Raw genomic sequence first — 16,824 nt, 5'->3', positions numbered from 1 at the left:
CTCCCGGCTCCCTCCCATGCGCCCCTCAGCCGAGATCGGGGACTGGTCAGGGAGCGGTCAGGGACCCCTCGCAGGTGGCTCGGGGGACCGTCGGGCATGGGCAGACCAGGGGGCACACAGATTGTCAGGAGCGGGTCAGGTGCGAGAGGGGCTCGTGTCGAGGGACTCGTGGCGAGGGGCTCGACACGAGGTCAGGTCAGAGCCAGTACATAGACCAGGGCGGCCGCGCCGGAGGCGACGGTGCGGACGTGGTTCCAGAACGTCCACTCACGCACGTACGCGGGCCAGTACACGGTGGCCTCCGGGGCGCCGGGGGTCAGCCGGGCCAGTCTGTCGTTGCGCGGGATGTTCACGACCACCGTCATCCCGAACGAGCCCGAGAGGTACAGCGCGCTGCCCAGCAGCAGTTCGAGCTTCCCCTCGTCCGGCCACACCACGAACGTCACCACCGCGATCATCGCGCTCAGTACCGCCGAGCCGGTGAACACGGTCATGAAGGCAGGCCGCACCGCGGCGCCATTGATCGCGTTCATCGCCGCCACCCCCTGCGCGGGCGGCAACGCGGCGAGCCCCCGCATCACGAAGGTCGAGAACGCGCAGAAGACCCCGGCCATCAGCCCGGTGCCGAGAATCCCTACCACGACCAGTGCGAAGAACGGCCCGTCGATCATCTGCACGCCCCATCTCGTTTCGTCCCGCCCGGTACGCGCCCGGGGCATCACCATCAGTACCAGTGAATGCCCAGGAAACGGCGCTGACCATGACCGAACAGCGCGACGACATACGCGAGCGTCTCCCTCCCCTCTCGCTTTGTCTCCATGTCGCCTCTTGCTTCGTCTCTCACCCCACGTCGGCTTTCTGCTCTCGTCTCTCACCCCACGTCGGCTCTCGGCCCACGGCCTACGTCGGCTCTCGGCCCACAGCCCATGTCGGCTCTCGGCCGACGGCCCACGTCCGCTCTCTGCTCTCAGCCCACGTCCGCACCGGCGTCCTGCCAGGCCCGCAGCACGCTCTCCACGGCCTGGGCGATGCGGCGGCGTGCCTCGTACCGGGACACCCCGCTCATCAGCAGCTGGTCGTACGGCGTGTCCACGTGCCGTACGGCTGCCGCGACCGCCGAGATCACCGCCCCCTCCGACAGCGCCCGCCCGGCCGCGCTGCGCCCGACCCGCCCACTGCCCCGCGCGGACGCGTGCGCCGCGATCGCCCCCGCGCGATCGGCCGGGCAGCCGGGAAACAGCCGCAGGATCTCGGCCGCGAACGCCGCCGCGAACCGCTCGTCCTCCGCCGCCCTGCGCCGCGCGTCCCGTGCCCGCCGTCGGCGCCGCGCCTCCGCGTCCGCCAGGCAGCGGGCCTCGGCCCGGGCCAGCGCCGCCTCCTCGACGAGCACGCCCTGCCGCTCGTACCGGCTCTTGCGCCGGTTGAACCGCACCACGACGACCGACAGCCCGCTCTCCTCCCTGGACCTGCGGGTCAGCGCGGTGTCTCCGCGCGGCAGGAACACCAGGTGCCCGAGGTCCGCGCAGTGCAGGCAGCGCGGCGCCCCGTCCTCCAGTACGAGCAGCGACAGCGGACCGCGTCGGCACGCGGCACACCGCTTGGGTTTCAGCGCCTGGATGACGACAAGCCGACTGGGGGAGTGGGGAGTTGAGGGAAGGGCCATACGCGGTACTTTCCCCGCCGCCGCCCGCGCCTCCCGCGCCCTGCCTACTCCTTCTCCTCCTTTCGCATGCCGTTCTTCTCCCCGCTGTGGAAGGGGAACTCCGGCACCGGGGTGCGGTGCCGCAGCGGAGCCGGATCTCGTCCACCACAGCGACCGCGAGATCGGCGTACGACAGCCACGGCTTGCCACGGGCACCGCACTCTGCTCGCGGCCGCCGGTCCCCGTCGACGCGGTACCGCCCCGTTCGCGGCTCGCCGTGCTCCAGCTGTCCCGCGGGCGTGAGCATGACCCGGTCGACGGGCCCGTCGGCGACGAGTAGATTCCCGTCCAGCCAGCCTCCGACGAGAATCGAGCCGCGTCGCGTACGCGCTCACTTCGCTCGGCTGTACGCTGCCCCCCTTCTCGACACTGTCCTCGCCCGGAGCGAGGCCATCTCCGGGCCCTGCCGGCGGCCCGCGCCGAGCCGGCGAACCCCACAGGCGATCGCGCCGCTCTGCGCCCGCCGGACCTGCAGCGGGCGGGCTCCGTCACCTCGCTGTCCACCACCCGGCATCATGGGGCCTGTGCGACTCGAAGCGATCACCTGGGACCGGCTCGCCGAGCTGCTCGCCGACCGGCTGGCAGGCATGGAGCCAGCCGACGGCGGCGCCTGGCCGCGTGTCGGCTTCGACGGTGCCCCGGCCGCCCGGCCCGGCGACCTCGCCGAGCGGGTCGGGCAGGCGCTGCGGGTGCGTGGCCGGCCCTCGCTCGTGGTCGGTGCCGAGGGGTTTCTGCGGCCCGCCTCACTGCGCCTGGAGCACGGGCGGCGCGACGCGGAGTCGTACTACGGCGGATGGTTCGACACCGGTGCCCTGTGGCGGGAGGTGTTCGGCCCGCTCGACCCCGGCGGCAGCGGGCGCGTCCTGCCCGACCTGTGGGATCCGGACACCGACCGGGCCACCCGCAGCCCCTATGTACAACTCCCGCCCGGCGGGATCCTGTTGCTCCACGGCCCCCTGCTGCTTCGCCACTGGTTCCCCTTCGATCTGACCGTGCACCTCCTCCTCTCGCCAGGCGCCCTGCGCCGCCGCACCCCCGAGGCCGAGCACTGGACACTTCCCGCCTTCGAGCGCTACGAGACGGAGACCGACCCGGCCGGCACGGCGGACGTTCTGGTACGCGCCGACGACCCGCGCCATCCCGCCTGGGGCGGCTGAGCGGAACGGCCCGGCCGCGAGCCGTGGTCGTGCGGTCGCGGCTCAGAGCCAGCCGTTGCGCCGGAAGCCCCGGTACAGCACCAGGCACGCCGCCGCCATCACCGCCATGACCAGGGGATAGCCGAACCGCCAGTGAAGCTCGGGCATGTGGTCGAAGTTCATGCCGTAGACCCCGCACACCATCGTGGGCACGGCGATCACCGCGGCCCAGGCCGTGATCTTCCGCATGTCCTCGTTCTGCGCGACGGTCACCTGGGCGAGGTGGGCCTGCAGGATCGAGTTGAGCAGTTCGTCGAACGCGGCGATCTGTTCCTTGGCCCGGATCAGATGGTCCAGCACGTCCCGGAAGTAGGCCTGTATCTCCGGGGCGACGACCCGTATGGGCCGGGTGGCCAGGTCCTCCACCGGGCGACCCAGCGGCACCACCGCCCGCTTCAGTTCGAGCAGTTCGCGCTTCATCTGGTAGATGCGGCCGGGGTCGAGCCGTGCGCCGTTCTCGGAGAACACCTCCGTCTCGACCTGGTCGATGTCGGCCTGGACGGCGTCCGTGACGCTCAGGTAGTCGTCGACGACATGGTCGGCGATCGCGTGCAGCACCGCCGCCGGCCCCTTGGCGAGCTGATACGGATGCGCCTCCAACTCCTCGCGCAGTGGGCCCAGTGAGCCGTGCCGGCCGTGTCGCACGGTGATGACGAAGTCCTCACCGACGAACACCATGATCTCGCCGGTGTTGACCACCTCGCTGGTGGCCGTCAGCTGTTCGTGGTCCACGTAGCAGACGGTCTTGAACACCGCGAAGAGCGTGTTGCCGTAGTGCTCCAGCTTCGGGCGCTGATGGGCCTCGACCGCGTCCTCCACCGCCAACGGGTGCAGGTCGAACAGCTCGGCGACGCCCGCGAACTCACGGTCCGTCGGCTCGTGCAGCCCGAGCCAGACGAACCCCTCGCCGGTCTTGCGCACCATCTTCACGGCATCCACGAGGTCCGTGCACTGCGGTACGCGCACGCCGTCCTGGTACGTCACACAGTTGACCACCGACGAACCCAGGGGTGACCGGGCGGGGTGGCTCAGGTCGACGCGCGGCCGCCGCCGGGCCAGCCGCGCCACCTTGCGCAGGCCGCCGACCCTGCTGAACCCCGTGACCTTTCGCAGATTCCCCGCCATGGACATCTGGATCTCCTCGCTTGGATCTCCTCGCGCGACGCCTTCGCGCCTTGCCGGGCAAGTCTGCCAGCCGAGGGCAAAACGCGGGTAAGCCTGTGGGAATATGAGGTTCCGCTTGGTTCCCGGCTGTGGACGGTGCGGCCGTGTCCCGGCTCCGGCCTCCTCCACGCTCGCGTTCCAGGGGTGATCCCGAACAAGCCGGACGAATGGGATGATCGTGGCATGAAGCGTTCCGACGGATACCTCCTGGACAACCGGCAGAACGAGGCGGGTCAGCGCTTCGACGCCTTTGCCACGCTCTTCGATCCCACGACCTTCCGGCACATCGAGGCGCTGGGTATCGGGCCCGGCCGGCGCTGCTGGGAAGTCGGGGCAGGCGGCACCTCCGTGGTGTCCTGGCTCGCCGAGCGGGTGGGCCCCACCGGCAAGGTCGTCGCGACCGACATCGACACCTCGCGGCTCGCTTCCGCGGATCGTCCGCCGGTGGAGGTCCGCGTCCACGACGTGGGCGCCGAGGAACCGCCCGGTGAGGGCTTCGACCTGGTCCACGCCCGGCTCGTCCTCGTCCATGTCCCGGACCGGGAAAGGGCGTTGCGGTCCATGGTCCAGGCCCTGCGGCCCGGTGGGTGGCTGTTGGTCGAGGACGCCGACCCCGCGCTCCAGCCCTTGCTCTGCCCCGACGAGTACGGCCCCGAGCAGCGGCTGGCCAACCGGCTGCGGCAGGGCTTCCGCAAGCTTCTCGCCGAACGCGGCGCCGATCTGTCCTACGGCCGCAAGGTCCCGCGTCTGCTCCGCGAGGCCGGCTTGAGCGAGGTGCAGGCCGATGCGTACTTCCCGGTGACGTCGTCGGCCTGTACCGCCCTGGAGGCCGCGACGGTCCGCCAGATCCGGGACCGGCTCGTCAGCGCCGGGCTCGCCACCGACGAGGACATCGACCGGCACCTGGCCAACGTCGAGGCCGGCGGCATGGACCTGGCCACCGCGCCGATGATCTCGGCGTGGGGGCGGAAGGACTAGGCGCTCCCGCAGCCGTGCCGCACGGGGCCGGCCGTCCCTGCCCGGCGTGCGCGCTGCCGGGCCAGGGCGCGCCGCAGCTGCCCGTGTCCTTGTGCCACCGGCGGTCGACCGGTGTCTGTGTGCGGTTGTGATCAAGCAGTGTGACTGAGCGCCGGAGCCGACCACTGAGTGCGTCACCTGGCCGCGCTCGCTCTCAGTTCTGCGCCGGTCGTGGCGTGGGCCTTCTTGCCCTCGGTAGTTCTCCGAGGTGTCGGAAGTCTGTCGGCGGTGTCCGTGATCTGTCGGCGGTATGTCGGTGGAGGTTGCGACCTTGGGCGGGTCGGTGCTCCCCATGAGCACGCTGCCTCAGAGAGCAAGGAGCCTGTCATCGTGTCTTCCGCATCCCGGAGCCGACCGTGGGACGTTCACCGGCTGCCCTCTGCCCCGGGCAGGATCTTCCTGGTCACTGGGGGTAATGCCGGGATCGGCTACTTCGCCGCGGAGCAGCTCGCCGCCACCGGCGCCGTCGTCGTACTCGGCAGCAGGGACGCCGCGAAGGCCGACGCCGCCATGGCCTCGATCCGCTCGCGCGTCTCCGGCGCGCATGTGCGGCACCTTCCACTGGACCTCGCCGACCTGTCGTCCCTGCAGACCGCCGTGGACAGGCTGGACCTCGATCATCTCGACGCGGTGGTCCACAACGCAGGGGTCGCGCTCGACGACCCGCCGCGTCGAGAGACCGAGGACGGCCATGAGCTGATGTTCGGCACCAACCACCTCGGCCACTTCGCGCTCACCCAGTGGCTGGCCCCCCTGCTGTCCGCGGCGCCGGCGGGCCGCATCGTGACGGTGGGAAGCTTCGCGGCGCGGTCCGAGCGACTGGACCTGGACGATCTGCAGTCGACCCGGGACTACCGGCCCAAGCGCACCTACGGCCGATCGAAGCTGGCGCAGATGTGCTTCGGCTTCGAACTCGATCGCCGCCTGCGTGCCGTCGGCAGCACGGTGCTCAGTGTGGTGGCCCATCCCGGCGGCGCACTGGACTCCCTCACTCCGTCCCGCCCGCCGGTACGCGTGACAACCCCCGGTGAGCGGCTGCGAGCCCTGCCCGCCGGGCTCTTGGTGCAGGGCAAGGACGCCGGAGCATGGCCCGTGGTCCGTGCCGTACTCGACACGCAGGTGCAGGGAGGGCAGCTGTGGGGGCCGAGGGCATTCGGCCTGCGTGGCAGACCACGGCGTGAGCCCGTCCCTTCCCACATGGCCGATCCGGCCGTCGCCGCTCGCCTTTGGGCCGCCAGCCGTGAGCTGGCCGGCACCGGTCCGGACCTCGGATTTCGGTAGTCCGGAGCCGCACCCAGGGCAACCATGCGGTGGCCAACTGCCGTGCTTCAGCCGGGCCAAGACCGGCTCGGCTGGATCGACTTCCGACGGCCGTCCAGCGTCAGACCCCGCGAGTACTACTCGCCCCACCGCCGCTGATCCCGCCGCGGGACCGTAGCGGCCACATCGGCGACGAACTGCGACAACTCACCCCGGAGCCGTTCCATCTCCCCCAGCCCTCATACCAAGACGTCGCCACCACCTGCCGGGATCACCCGAAGTAACGAAGAACTACTAATCGTCGTCACCCGGTTGCGGCGGCCTCCCGCCGACCCGTTCCACCGCCTCCGCGCCCGCCCGGCAGCCTCGTGCCGCCGCCTCCTGCGGGTCCGCGCCCGCGAGCAGGGCGGCGAGGAACCCACCGGTGAAGGCGTCACCGGCGCCCGTGGTGTCCCGTGGGACCGCCGGCGCCGCCGGGATCCTGGCCGGTGTGCTGCCGGAACGGGCCACCAGGGCGCCGTCCGCGCCCGCCTTGGTCACCACCAGGGGAACGAGACGGCTGAGTTTGGCGGCCGCGTCCGCCGGATCCGGCAGTCCGGTCAGCAGACACGCCTCGTCCCGGCTGGGCAGCAACACGTCCAGCTCCGCCGCGAACGCCAGGAACCGGTCCACCCCCAGCCGTACCAGGAAGCCCGCCGACGCCGGGTCCAGGCTCACCGGCACGCCACGCGCGCGTGCCGCCGCAAGCGCTGTCCGCGCGAGCTCCCGGCTCGGCTCCCTGAACAGCAGGTACCCCGACAGGTGCAGCCGGGCGACGCCGTCGAGCAACGCGTCCGACCAGTCTGCGGGTTCCAGCCGCAAGGACGCCCCGCTGTCCGTGAGGAACGTGCGCTCCGCCGCCGCACCCGTGTCGACGAGGCAGATCACCGTGCCGGTGGCCGCCGTCGGATCGACCACCAGTCGGGGCCGCACCCCGGCCGCGATCAGCGCACGCTCGTGCCACGCGGCCGCGTCGACGCCCACCCGCCCCAGCAGCCGTACGTCCGCACAGCCCGTGTGCACGGCCCAGCAGGCCACGTTCGCGCCCGCGCCGCCCGGCAGCGTCCGGACCGCCGCGGCCGTGTCGGTGCCGGCCGCGAGCGGTCCCCGGTGCCGGGCGACGACATCCGTGACCACGTCACCGACGACCAGCAGGGCCCCGCTCCGGACCGTGGTCACCCCTTGGCCCACGCCGTGGCGATCCGTGCGGCCAGCCGTACGTTGCCGCGCACGGCCGCCAGGTTGGCGCTCAGGGAGGCGCCGTCGGTGTGCCGGACCAGGTAGTCCAGCAGGAACGGGGTCACCGCCTGCCCGGTGATGCCCTGGTCCGCGCACGAGCGCAGCGCGTCGGCCAGTACGCGCGCGTGCAGCTCCGGATCGAGCTGCTCCGCCTCGGGGACGGGCTGAGCGACGATCAGCGCCGACTGCGTCACCTCGAGCGCGTCCTGGCCCCGCATGACGGCCGCCACCTGCTCCGGGGTGTCCAGTGTCCAGTCGACCGGATGTCCCGAGTCCGACAGGTAGAAGCCCGGGAAGCGGTCCGTGCCGTATCCGGCGACGGCCACACCCAGCGTCTCCAGCCGCTGCAGGGTCGCCGGAACGTCCAGGATCGACTTCACGCCCGCGCAGACCACGGTGATCCGGGTGCGTGCCAGGAGCCCCAGGTCGGCCGATTCGTCCTGGGTGACCGTCCACTCCCGGTGCACACCGCCCAGCCCGCCGGTGGCGAACACCCTGATGCCCGCGAGCGCAGCCAGCTGCGCCGTCGCCGACACCGTGGTCGCCCCGCTCACCCCGACCGCCACGGCGAGCGGCAGATCGCGGTGGCCCAGCTTGCGGATGCCGTCCTCGTTCGCCACCCGCTCCAGCTGCTCCTTGTCCAGACCGACGCGGGGGCGACCGTCGAGCACGGCCACGGTCGCCGGTACGGCGCCCTCCCGGCGCACCGCGTCCTCCAGCTCCAGCGCCACCTGTAGGTTGCGGGGGCGCGGCAGACCGTGCGCGATGATCGTGGACTCCAGGGCCACCACCGGCCGCCGCGCGCCGATCGCTTCCCGGACTTCTTCCGACATCACCAGCACCACGCGCACCGCCTCCTGTCCGTAGTCCTTTCCTGATCTCTGGCGGGAGCCGGCCGCCGCTAAACGCTTGCGGCCTGTGGGGGACGCCACCAGTGTGGGCCGCATGACGAACAACAGCACGCGTCTGGATCACATCGTCCTGTGGGTCGCCGATCCGGTCGCCGCGGCCCGCTTCTACGAGACGGCCGTCGGTCTGGAGCCGATCGGGGTCGCCGAGTTCGCCGAGGGAAAGGCGGCCTTCCCCTCCGTACGCGTCAACGAGGAGACCATTCTGGATCTCGCTCCGCTCACCTTCGCCGCACGCATGAAGATGCTGCCCGGTGCGGCCGAGAGCGCCGGCCACCCCGTCAACCACCTCTGCCTGGCCCTGCCGGCCGACGCCTTCGACGCTCTGCGCGCCAGCCTGGAGGAACACGGCGTGGCCGTTTCGGCCACCGATCACGACCTCGCGGGCGCCCGAGGCAACGCCACGAGCAGCTTCTACTTCCGCGACCCTGACGGCAACGTCTTCGAAGCCCGGCACTACGACGACTAGCCGGGCCGGTCAGAACAGCGGCTCGGGCAGCACCCCCTCCAGTGCGAGCAGTCTTCGCTTGGTTTCCAGACCGCCCCCGAAACCGCCGATGCCGCCGTCGCTCTCCACCACCCGGTGACACGGCACGACCACCGGCAGCGGATTGGCACCCATCGCCGCCCCGACCGCCTGTGCCCCGCCGGGCTGTCCGACCCGTCCGGCGAGGTCGCCGTACCCCACCACCGTGCCGTACGGCACGCCGGCCGCCAGCTCGTGCAGCACCTGCCGGTTGAAGCCGGAGATCAGCGACCAGTCCAGCGGCAGGTCGAAGTCATGCCGCTCGCCCGTGAAGTACGCCCGGAGCTGGCGTATCGCCTCCGCCAGCAGCGGCGCGTCCGGATCCTCCACGGGACCGGTGCCCAGCCGGGCCGCCAGCCGCTCCAGTGCTCGGTCGCGCACCGCGTCCGTGGCGTGGAAGACGACGTTGACCAGGCCGTCGCGGGTGGCCGCCAGCATCAGCGGCCCGATGTCCGTGCCCACCACGGCCCACACGACCCGCTGCTCATCCTGCCCATGGCTGTCCATGCGCCCACGGTACGACCCGCCACTGACAACGCCCGGCCCGTCAGTCCGAACCCAGCGCCGTCCGCACCACGTCGGGCTTGTTGGTGATGATCCCGTCGACGCCGTAGCCCGCCACCCGGCGTGCGCCGGCCACGTCGTTCACCGTCCAGGCGAACACCCCGAGCGGCCTGCCGTGCGGCCCGTCGAAGGCGTGCACGGCCGAGACGTACCCCTTGGAGAGCGAGGCGTACGAGGGGTTGACCAGGTCGGTGAAGCGCGCGTACGTGTGCAGCTGTGCGACCGTGGGCATCCCGAGGTAGGCCGTGGTGATCGCGGGCCGCAACTCGTGCACCGTCCGGATGCTGTCGGCGCTGAAGCTCTGCACCATCAGTCGCCTCAGATGGCTTTGGTCCAGCCACCCCTGGTTGCCGAGGAGCTTGAGGGTCTGCTGTTCGATGCCCGGATACAGCTGCGGGTTCTTGATCTCCAGGAGCAGCTTCTCGTGGTTGTGCTCGATGCGGCGCATGTACTGCTTCAGCGTCGGCACGCGCGTGCCCGCGTAGGCGGGGGAGTACCAGCTGCCCGCGTCCAGCCGGGCGATCTCGGCGGCGGTGAAGTCCTTCACCTTCCACGGTGCCCGGCCGGGGAAGAGCTGCTTGACGTTCGTGGTGCGCTGGAGACTGTCGTCGTGGATGACGACCAGCTCGCCGTCCTTGGTGCGCTGGACGTCGTTCTCGACCCAGGAGAAGCCCAGCCGCGCGGCCTTGTCGATGGAGGCAAGCGTGTTCTCGGGAGCGTAGGCGGAGGCCCCCCGGTGGGCGACCACCGTGGGCTTGCCGACGTCGCCGGCCCGGGCGTCGGAGGTGGGGCTCAGCAGGGCCGCCGTGGCCAGGACCGCGGCGGCTGTGAGGGCAACTACGCGCGCGTGCATGCAGACTCCTCGCGTCGAGCGAATACGCACAGCATCCAGACTGACAGCTGACCGTCACCGGCACACGGGCGCACGATGGCCACAGCCTGAACGGGGATGTCCCAGTCCGCTCACCGCGACCGCACAACTGCGGCAGGGCCGTGTTTCTTTGCCGGAAAATCGTTCGACCATTCCGGTGGGGGTCATACTCTCAGCGACAACCCGGACCGCCCGCGCGGTCCTGGGCCGGGGGCATTTCGGGTATTCCAGGACACAAAAGGGCGGAAGGGCAGCCGCGGATGCAAGGCACGGTCGACGGATTCAGCTACGGGGCCGTCACCCCGCTGGCGGCCTATCTGATGGCCTGTCTCGGTGGCGCCCTCGGCCTGCGCTGCACCACCCGCGCGCTGCTGGTCACGCACTCCTGGCGGCCCGCCTGGCTGGCCCTCGGCGCCGCCGCGATCGGCTCCGGGATCTGGACGATGCACTTCGTCGCCATGATGGGCTTCGCCATCAAGGAGGCCCCGATCCACTACGACCAGCCGGTCACCTACGCGAGCCTCGGCCTCGCCATCGTCATGGTCGGCGTCGGCATCTTCATCGTCGGCTACCGGGGCGCCACCGGCACAGCGCTCTTCACCGGCGGCACCATCACCGGTCTGGGCGTCGCCTCGATGCACTACCTGGGCATGGCGGGTGTGCGCTTCCACGGGCGGTTCACCTACAACACGCTCACGGTCGCCGCCTCCGTCGTCATAGCGGTCGTGGCCGCCACCGCCGCCTTGTGGGCCGCCGGACGCGTCCGCGGCTTCCTGTGGAGCGTCGGGGCGAGCCTCGTCATGGGGCTGGCCGTGAGCGGTATGCACTACATGGGCATGGCAGGCCTGGGCGTCCACCTCGACGGCACCTCCCACACCGGCGGAGGCGTTCCGGAGCCGTCCGTGCTCGCGCCCATGCTGATCGGCCCCCTGGCCTTCCTGCTCCTCGCGGCCGTCGTCGTGATCTTCGACCCGATGATGGTCATGGGCCGGCCCGTCCGCCTGCCCGCCGAGCGCACACCGGGTGTCCCGGCGGCCGCCGTCCCCTCCCACCTGGACCGCCGTCCCGTCCTGCACTCGGGGCGCCGGCCCGAGCACCAGGGCTCCCGGAGCAGGTAGAACCACTGATCGGGGCCCGTTGTCAGTGCGGGGTCGTACGGTGGAGGACATGCGGCCCGTTTCCCACATCGAACGCACGGTGGCGCCCTTCGAGGTCGTCAGCCCCTACCAGCCCAGCGGCGACCAGCCGACGGCCATCGCCGACCTCGCCAAGCGCATCGAGGCCGGTGAGAAGGACGTCGTCCTGCTGGGCGCGACCGGCACCGGCAAGTCCGCCACCACCGCGTGGATGATCGAGCAGCTCCAGCGCCCCACGCTCGTGATGGCGCCGAACAAGACGTTGGCCGCCCAGCTGGCCAACGAGTTCCGCGAGCTGCTGCCGAACAACGCGGTCGAGTACTTCGTCTCGTACTACGACTACTACCAGCCCGAGGCCTACGTCCCCCAGTCGGACACGTACATCGAGAAGGACTCCTCGATCAACGAGGAGGTGGAGCGCCTGCGCCACTCGGCGACGAACTCGCTGCTCACCCGCCGCGACGTCGTCGTGGTCGCCTCCGTCTCCTGCATCTACGGCCTCGGCACCCCGCAGGAGTACGTGGACCGCATGGTCCCCCTCCGGGTCGGCGACGAGCTCGACCGGGACGAGCTGCTGCGCCGTTTCGTCGACATCCAGTACACCCGCAACGACATGGCCTTCAGCCGCGGTACCTTCCGGGTCCGCGGCGACACCATCGAGATCTTCCCGGTCTACGAGGAGCTGGCCGTCCGCATCGAGATGTTCGGTGACGAGATCGAGGCGCTGTCCACGCTGCACCCGCTCACCGGCGAGATCATCAGCGACGACCAGCAGTTGTACGTCTTCCCCGCCTCCCACTACGTCGCCGGTCCCGAGCGCATGGAGCGGGCCGTCAACGACATCGAGAAGGAGCTCGGGGAGCGCCTCGCCGAGCTGGAGAAGCAGGGCAAGCTCCTGGAGGCCCAGCGCCTGCGGATGCGCACCACGTACGACATCGAGATGCTCCGCCAGATCGGCACCTGCTCCGGCGTCGAGAACTACTCGATGCACTTCGACGGCCGCTCGCCCGGCTCCCCGCCCAACACCCTGCTGGACTACTTCCCGGACGACTTCCTGCTCGTCATCGACGAGTCACACGTCACCGTCCCGCAGATCGGTGCCATGTACGAGGGCGACGCCTCCCGCAAGCGCACCCTCGTGGACCACGGCTTCCGCCTGCCCTCCGCGTTGGACAACCGCCCGCTGAAGTGGGAGGAGTTCCAGGAGCGCATCGGCCAGACCGTCTACTTGTCGGCGACCCCGGGAACCTACGAGCTGTCGCGCTCCGACGGCGTGGTCGAGCAGATCATCCGCCCGACCGGCCTCGTCGACCCGGAGGTCGTGGTCAAGCCCACCGAGGGCCAGATCGACGACCTGGTGCACGAGATCCGCAAGCGCACCGAGAAGGACGAACGCGTCCTCGTCACCACCCTCACCAAGAAGATGGCCGAGGACCTCACCGACTACTTCCTGGAGCTCGGCATCCAGGTGCGCTATCTGCACAGCGACGTCGACACCCTCCGCCGCGTCGAGCTGCTGCGCGAACTGCGCTCCGGTGAGTACGACGTGCTGGTCGGCATCAACCTCCTGCGCGAGGGCCTCGACCTGCCCGAGGTGTCCCTGGTGGCGATCCTCGACGCCGACAAGGAGGGTTTCCTGCGCTCGGGCACCTCGCTGATCCAGACCATCGGTCGCGCGGCGCGCAACGTCTCCGGCCAGGTCCACATGTACGCCGACAAGATCACCCCGGCGATGGAGAAGGCCATCGACGAGACCAACCGCCGCCGGGAGAAGCAGGTCGCGTACAACAAGGCCAACGGCATCGACCCGCAGCCGCTCCGCAAGAAGATCAACGACATCGTCGCGCAGATCGCCCGCGAGGAGGTCGACACCGAGCAGCTTCTCGGTTCCGGCTACCGCAAGTCCAAGGACGGCAAGGGCGCCAAGGCTCCCGTCCCGGCGCTGGGTGACAAGGCGGCCAAGGGCGCGAAGGGCGGCAAGGCGGCCAAGGGCAAGGCGGCGGCCACGGTTCCCACGGACCGTCCGGCGGCCGAACTCGCCGAGCAGATCGAGGAGATGACCGAGCGCATGCGCGCCGCCGCCGCGGAGCTGCAGTTCGAGATCGCGGCCCGGCTGCGCGACGAGGTCTCGGAGATGAAGAAGGAGCTGCGTCAGATGCGGGAAGCCGGCCTCGCCTGACCCCCCGCCACCCTGCCGGACCTCGGTATATGCGCCGAGTGTTGCAACACCGACACAAAGCGCGGGCGGGGGTTCGGCACTGCCGGTGCCCCTGCGTAGGGTTCTTGACAACCGCGAGCTTCGCGGCAACAGGGGACCATCGAGAGGGGATTCAGCGGTGTCCGTCAACTTGAGCAAGGGTCAGGCCATCAGCCTGGAGAAGAAGGACGGGGCCACCCTGACCGCGGTCCGTATGGGGCTCGGCTGGCAGGCGGCGAAGCGGCGCGGCCTGTTCGGTTCCCGCACCCGCGAGATCGACCTGGACGCCTCCGCCGTCCTCTTCGCCGAGAAGCAGCCGGTCGACGTCGTCTTCTTCCGCCACCTGGTGAGCGACGACGGCTCCGTCCGCCACACCGGTGACAACCTCGTCGGCGGCGTCGGACAGGGTGGTGACGACGAGGCGATCCTCGTGGACCTGCAGCGTGTGCCGGTCCACGTCGACCAGATCGTCTTCACCGTGAACTCCTTCACCGGCCAGACCTTCCAGGAGGTGCAGAACGCGTTCTGCCGCCTGGTGGACGAGACCAACGGGCAGGAACTCGCCCGCTACACGCTGGACGGCGGTGGTGACTACACCGCCCAGATCATGGCGAAGGTGCACCGCGCGGGCTCGGGCTGGACGATGACCGCGCTCGGCTCCCCGGCCAACGGCCGCACGTTCCAGGACCTGATGCCGGCGATCCTGCCGCACCTGTAGGACCACCCGCTCAACCTGGCGGGGCGCACGAGAGAACAACACAGGGGGGCGACGGCGATGACGGCCGAGCTGGTGCGCGGACAGAACCACCCGCTGTCCCAGGTCGGGCTGGCGATCCGGATCACGGCCGGGACACCGGTCCTGGCCGGGGCCACGCTCGGCGACGAGAACGGCATGGTGCCGGGCCCCCAGTGGGTCGCGCATCCCGGCGCCCCCGCTCTGCCCGGCATCGAGGTGCCCCGGCGGGCCGCCACCGAACACCGGCTGGCCGTCGACCTGGACGCTCTGCCCGAGGCCGTGCACCGCCTCGACGTGTTCCTCGCTCTTCCCTCGGGCGTCGGAGGACCGCTCCGGTTCGGTGGCGTAGCCGCCCCGCACACCACGGTCGAGGGGCTCGACGGCAGCGAACTCGCCTGCTTCACCCTGACCGGCCTGGACAGTGAGACGGCCGTGCTCGCCCTGGAGCTGTACCGCAGACAGGGTGCCTGGAAGGTGCGCGCGGTGGGCCAGGGCTACGCGGCCGGCCTCCCCGCACTCCTCGCCGACCAGGGCCTGGACGCGGCGGCGGATCTCGCGGCCGCCGTCCACCGGGCCGCGGCCCACGACCCGTCCCGTGCGCTGCCGTCCTCCATGGCGTCACCGCACCAGGCACCGGTACCCACACCGCAGGACACCTCCGCGACCGTGCCGCACGGCGCACCCGCTTCCGCGCCGCGCGACACCCACCGGCCCGAGGACGAGGACGCGCCCGGGTCCGGGACGGTGGGGCCGCCAAGCTCGTACGCCCCGCGGAACCCGTACGACGCCCAGGACCCCGGCACCACCCCGCGCGATCCGGACGCCCGGGTCGACCACACCCATCCCGGTCGCCGCCCGCACGGCACACCGGCGCCGGCTGCTCCCGCCGCCGATGACCGACCCGCACAGCCCGTCGCGGGCGACGCCGTCGGCTGGTCGATGGAGGAGCGGCTGTACAACCAGGTCTGGGGCATGTTCGAGGATCTGGCCCGCACGACGGCCGCGTACCGCAGCGCCGTCGACTTCGCCGACTCCCGCCTGGAGAAGGAGCTCGACCAGGCCCTCGCCGACCCCCGCACCCGGCTCGGCACCGCGGGCGATGCCGCGCGCGAGGCGGCCCAGGAACGCCGGACGCAGTTGGTGGACCAGGCGCGCGCAGTCCTCGACCGCGACCTCGCGCAGCTCACCGCCGAGTCGGAGGTGGTCGAGCCCGCGCTTCCGCCCGCCTACGCCGGCTGGGACAACCCCGTCTGGCACGGATACCGCGTGCCCGCCGAGCCGCCCATGGCCCTGCGCCTCGGCGACCTGCAGCTGCCCGAGAGCGTGCCGCTGCGCATTCCCCTGCTGGTCAGGCTGCCGCTGGAACGCGGCCTGTGGCTCGACAGCGGTGCGGCAGAGGCCTCCGACGGCCCCGAGGGCCTTCAGGACTCCGCCGAGCTGCGGCGCCTGGCCATGGAGGCGGCGATGACACTCGCGGCGCGACTGCTCGCCGTCCACCCGGTCGGGGACTTCGCCGTGCGAATCATCGACCCGGCCGGCGCGGGAGCCACGGCGTTTGCTCCGATCACGGGGACAGGGGTGCTCGCGGCGCCCCCTGCGACCGGGGCAGCGGGGGTGACGGCGCAGCTGGAGCGGCTCACCCGACGGGTCGATCTGGCGCAGATGGCGCTGCGCGGAGGCGCCCCCCAGACGCTGCCGGCCGATGTCGACACCGCGCGTCAGCTGCTGATCGTCAACGACTTCCCGCACGGCTTCGACGACCGGGCGGTGACCCGGCTGCGCTATCTCGCCGACGAGGGGCCCGACGTCGGCGTGCACCTCCTGCTGGTGGCGGACCGCGCGGACGCCGCAGCGTACGGCCCCCTGCTCGATCCGCTGTGGCGTTCGCTGATGCGACTCACGCCCGTGCCCGACGACCATTTCACCGACCCCTGGGTCGGGCACGCCTGGACCTACGAACCCTCACTGGTGCCGTCCGGCAGCCAGATCGTGCAGCACGTCCTCAGCGAAGTGGCCCGAGCCTCGACCAAGCCCAAGTAAAGCCGTTTCACCTGGTGCTTTGGTCTTTATTTTGCATTTTCCTTTACCTTTCCTTGGTGATTGGGGTACTGTCTTCCGTACGGAGGGGAGTACTCCCTGACTGCGGCGCACCCGTCAGTACGGACCGGTTCCGGTCCTGGGGCGTCGGCCCCACGCGGGTGGAAGAGACCTCCGGCAGCGACGACGCTGACGTGTTTGCCGTTACGTAATGCCGGAGGTGCAGTGGAAG

15 protein-coding genes are annotated in these 16,824 nt (G+C 71.1%); 8 read left to right on the top strand and 7 right to left on the bottom strand.

The genetic code is table 11. The annotated features are described in order from the left end of the window. Positions 1 to 191: 191 nt before the first annotated feature. Together AB0L59_RS37245 and AB0L59_RS37240 are read right to left on the bottom strand one after the other, a co-directional pair. Positions 192 to 671 carry an anthrone oxygenase family protein gene (locus AB0L59_RS37245; RefSeq protein WP_365591335.1) on the bottom strand — a complete coding sequence of 160 codons (480 nt, stop codon included), beginning with the start codon at positions 669 to 671 and terminating at the stop codon, positions 192 to 194. 296 nt (positions 672 to 967) lie between these two features. Further along, complete coding sequence (locus AB0L59_RS37240; protein ID WP_365591268.1) at positions 968 to 1,663, bottom strand: DUF2293 domain-containing protein; 696 nt, start codon at positions 1,661 to 1,663, stop codon at positions 968 to 970. Between the two features lie 554 nt (positions 1,664 to 2,217). Between AB0L59_RS37240 and AB0L59_RS37235 the strand changes: the two genes are divergently transcribed. After that, positions 2,218 to 2,859, top strand: coding sequence for a uridine kinase (locus AB0L59_RS37235; protein ID WP_365591267.1), 642 nt, complete (start codon positions 2,218 to 2,220; stop codon positions 2,857 to 2,859). 42 nt (positions 2,860 to 2,901) lie between these two features. Here the strand turns inward: AB0L59_RS37235 and corA are convergent, their stop codons facing one another. Further along, the gene (corA, locus tag AB0L59_RS37230) at positions 2,902 to 4,029 is read right to left on the bottom strand and encodes a magnesium/cobalt transporter CorA (RefSeq protein WP_365591266.1); all 1,128 of its coding nucleotides are present in this window, start codon (positions 4,027 to 4,029) and stop codon (positions 2,902 to 2,904) included. 216 nt (positions 4,030 to 4,245) lie between these two features. Between corA and AB0L59_RS37225 the strand changes: the two genes are divergently transcribed. Then, positions 4,246 to 5,040 carry a methyltransferase domain-containing protein gene (locus AB0L59_RS37225; protein ID WP_365591264.1) on the top strand — a complete coding sequence of 265 codons (795 nt, stop codon included), beginning with the start codon at positions 4,246 to 4,248 and terminating at the stop codon, positions 5,038 to 5,040. Between the two features lie 369 nt (positions 5,041 to 5,409). Then, a complete protein-coding gene (locus AB0L59_RS37220) occupies positions 5,410 to 6,360 on the top strand; it encodes an SDR family NAD(P)-dependent oxidoreductase (protein WP_365591263.1) in 951 nt (316 codons plus the stop codon). 273 nt (positions 6,361 to 6,633) lie between these two features. Here AB0L59_RS37220 and AB0L59_RS37215 read toward each other — a convergent pair whose 3' ends face one another. Both AB0L59_RS37215 and AB0L59_RS37210 read right to left on the bottom strand, forming a co-directional pair. Beyond that, positions 6,634 to 7,557, bottom strand: a complete 924-nt coding sequence (locus tag AB0L59_RS37215) for a PfkB family carbohydrate kinase (protein WP_365591262.1) — start codon at positions 7,555 to 7,557, stop codon at positions 6,634 to 6,636. Beyond that, entirely contained in the window at positions 7,554 to 8,462 is a 909-nt protein-coding gene (locus AB0L59_RS37210; RefSeq protein ID WP_365591334.1) for a pseudouridine-5'-phosphate glycosidase, read from the bottom strand. Before AB0L59_RS37210 ends, AB0L59_RS37215 begins: the two co-directional genes overlap by 4 nt. A gap of 100 nt (positions 8,463 to 8,562) precedes the next feature. Between AB0L59_RS37210 and AB0L59_RS37205 the strand changes: the two genes are divergently transcribed. Next, positions 8,563 to 8,994, top strand: coding sequence for a VOC family protein (locus AB0L59_RS37205; RefSeq protein ID WP_365591260.1), 432 nt, complete (start codon positions 8,563 to 8,565; stop codon positions 8,992 to 8,994). 9 nt (positions 8,995 to 9,003) lie between these two features. On the opposite strand, the gene AB0L59_RS37200 is transcribed toward AB0L59_RS37205, so the two are convergent. Then, positions 9,004 to 9,558 carry a methylated-DNA--[protein]-cysteine S-methyltransferase gene (locus tag AB0L59_RS37200; RefSeq protein ID WP_365591258.1) on the bottom strand — a complete coding sequence of 185 codons (555 nt, stop codon included), beginning with the start codon at positions 9,556 to 9,558 and terminating at the stop codon, positions 9,004 to 9,006. A 40-nt stretch (positions 9,559 to 9,598) separates the two neighbouring features. After that, the gene (locus AB0L59_RS37195) at positions 9,599 to 10,468 is read right to left on the bottom strand and encodes a glycerophosphodiester phosphodiesterase family protein (protein ID WP_365591257.1); all 870 of its coding nucleotides are present in this window, start codon (positions 10,466 to 10,468) and stop codon (positions 9,599 to 9,601) included. Positions 10,469 to 10,746: 278 nt separating this feature from the next. On the opposite strand from AB0L59_RS37195, the gene AB0L59_RS37190 reads away from it, so the two are divergent. The 4 genes from AB0L59_RS37190 (at position 10,747) to AB0L59_RS37175 (ending at position 16,595) form a co-directional block, all read left to right on the top strand. Continuing rightward, the gene (locus AB0L59_RS37190) at positions 10,747 to 11,604 is read left to right on the top strand and encodes an MHYT domain-containing protein (protein WP_365591255.1); all 858 of its coding nucleotides are present in this window, start codon (positions 10,747 to 10,749) and stop codon (positions 11,602 to 11,604) included. A 49-nt stretch (positions 11,605 to 11,653) separates the two neighbouring features. Further along, positions 11,654 to 13,801 (top strand): excinuclease ABC subunit UvrB, encoded by a 2,148-nt coding sequence (gene uvrB / locus AB0L59_RS37185; protein ID WP_365591253.1) that lies wholly within the window; start codon positions 11,654 to 11,656, stop codon positions 13,799 to 13,801. 157 nt (positions 13,802 to 13,958) lie between these two features. Next, positions 13,959 to 14,537, top strand: a complete 579-nt coding sequence (locus AB0L59_RS37180) for a TerD family protein (RefSeq protein WP_365591252.1) — start codon at positions 13,959 to 13,961, stop codon at positions 14,535 to 14,537. Positions 14,538 to 14,594: 57 nt separating this feature from the next. Continuing rightward, positions 14,595 to 16,595, top strand: a complete 2,001-nt coding sequence (locus AB0L59_RS37175; protein ID WP_365591250.1) for a TerD family protein — start codon at positions 14,595 to 14,597, stop codon at positions 16,593 to 16,595. The last annotated feature ends 229 nt before the right edge of the window (positions 16,596 to 16,824 follow it).

Origin of the sequence: Streptomyces sp. NPDC052109 (assembly GCF_040680195.1) — a bacterium.
In the GTDB taxonomy this organism is placed as follows: Bacteria; Actinomycetota; Actinomycetes; order Streptomycetales; family Streptomycetaceae; genus Streptomyces.
Note: the sequence above shows the minus strand (reverse complement) of the source record. Positions and strands in the feature narration are given on the sequence as shown.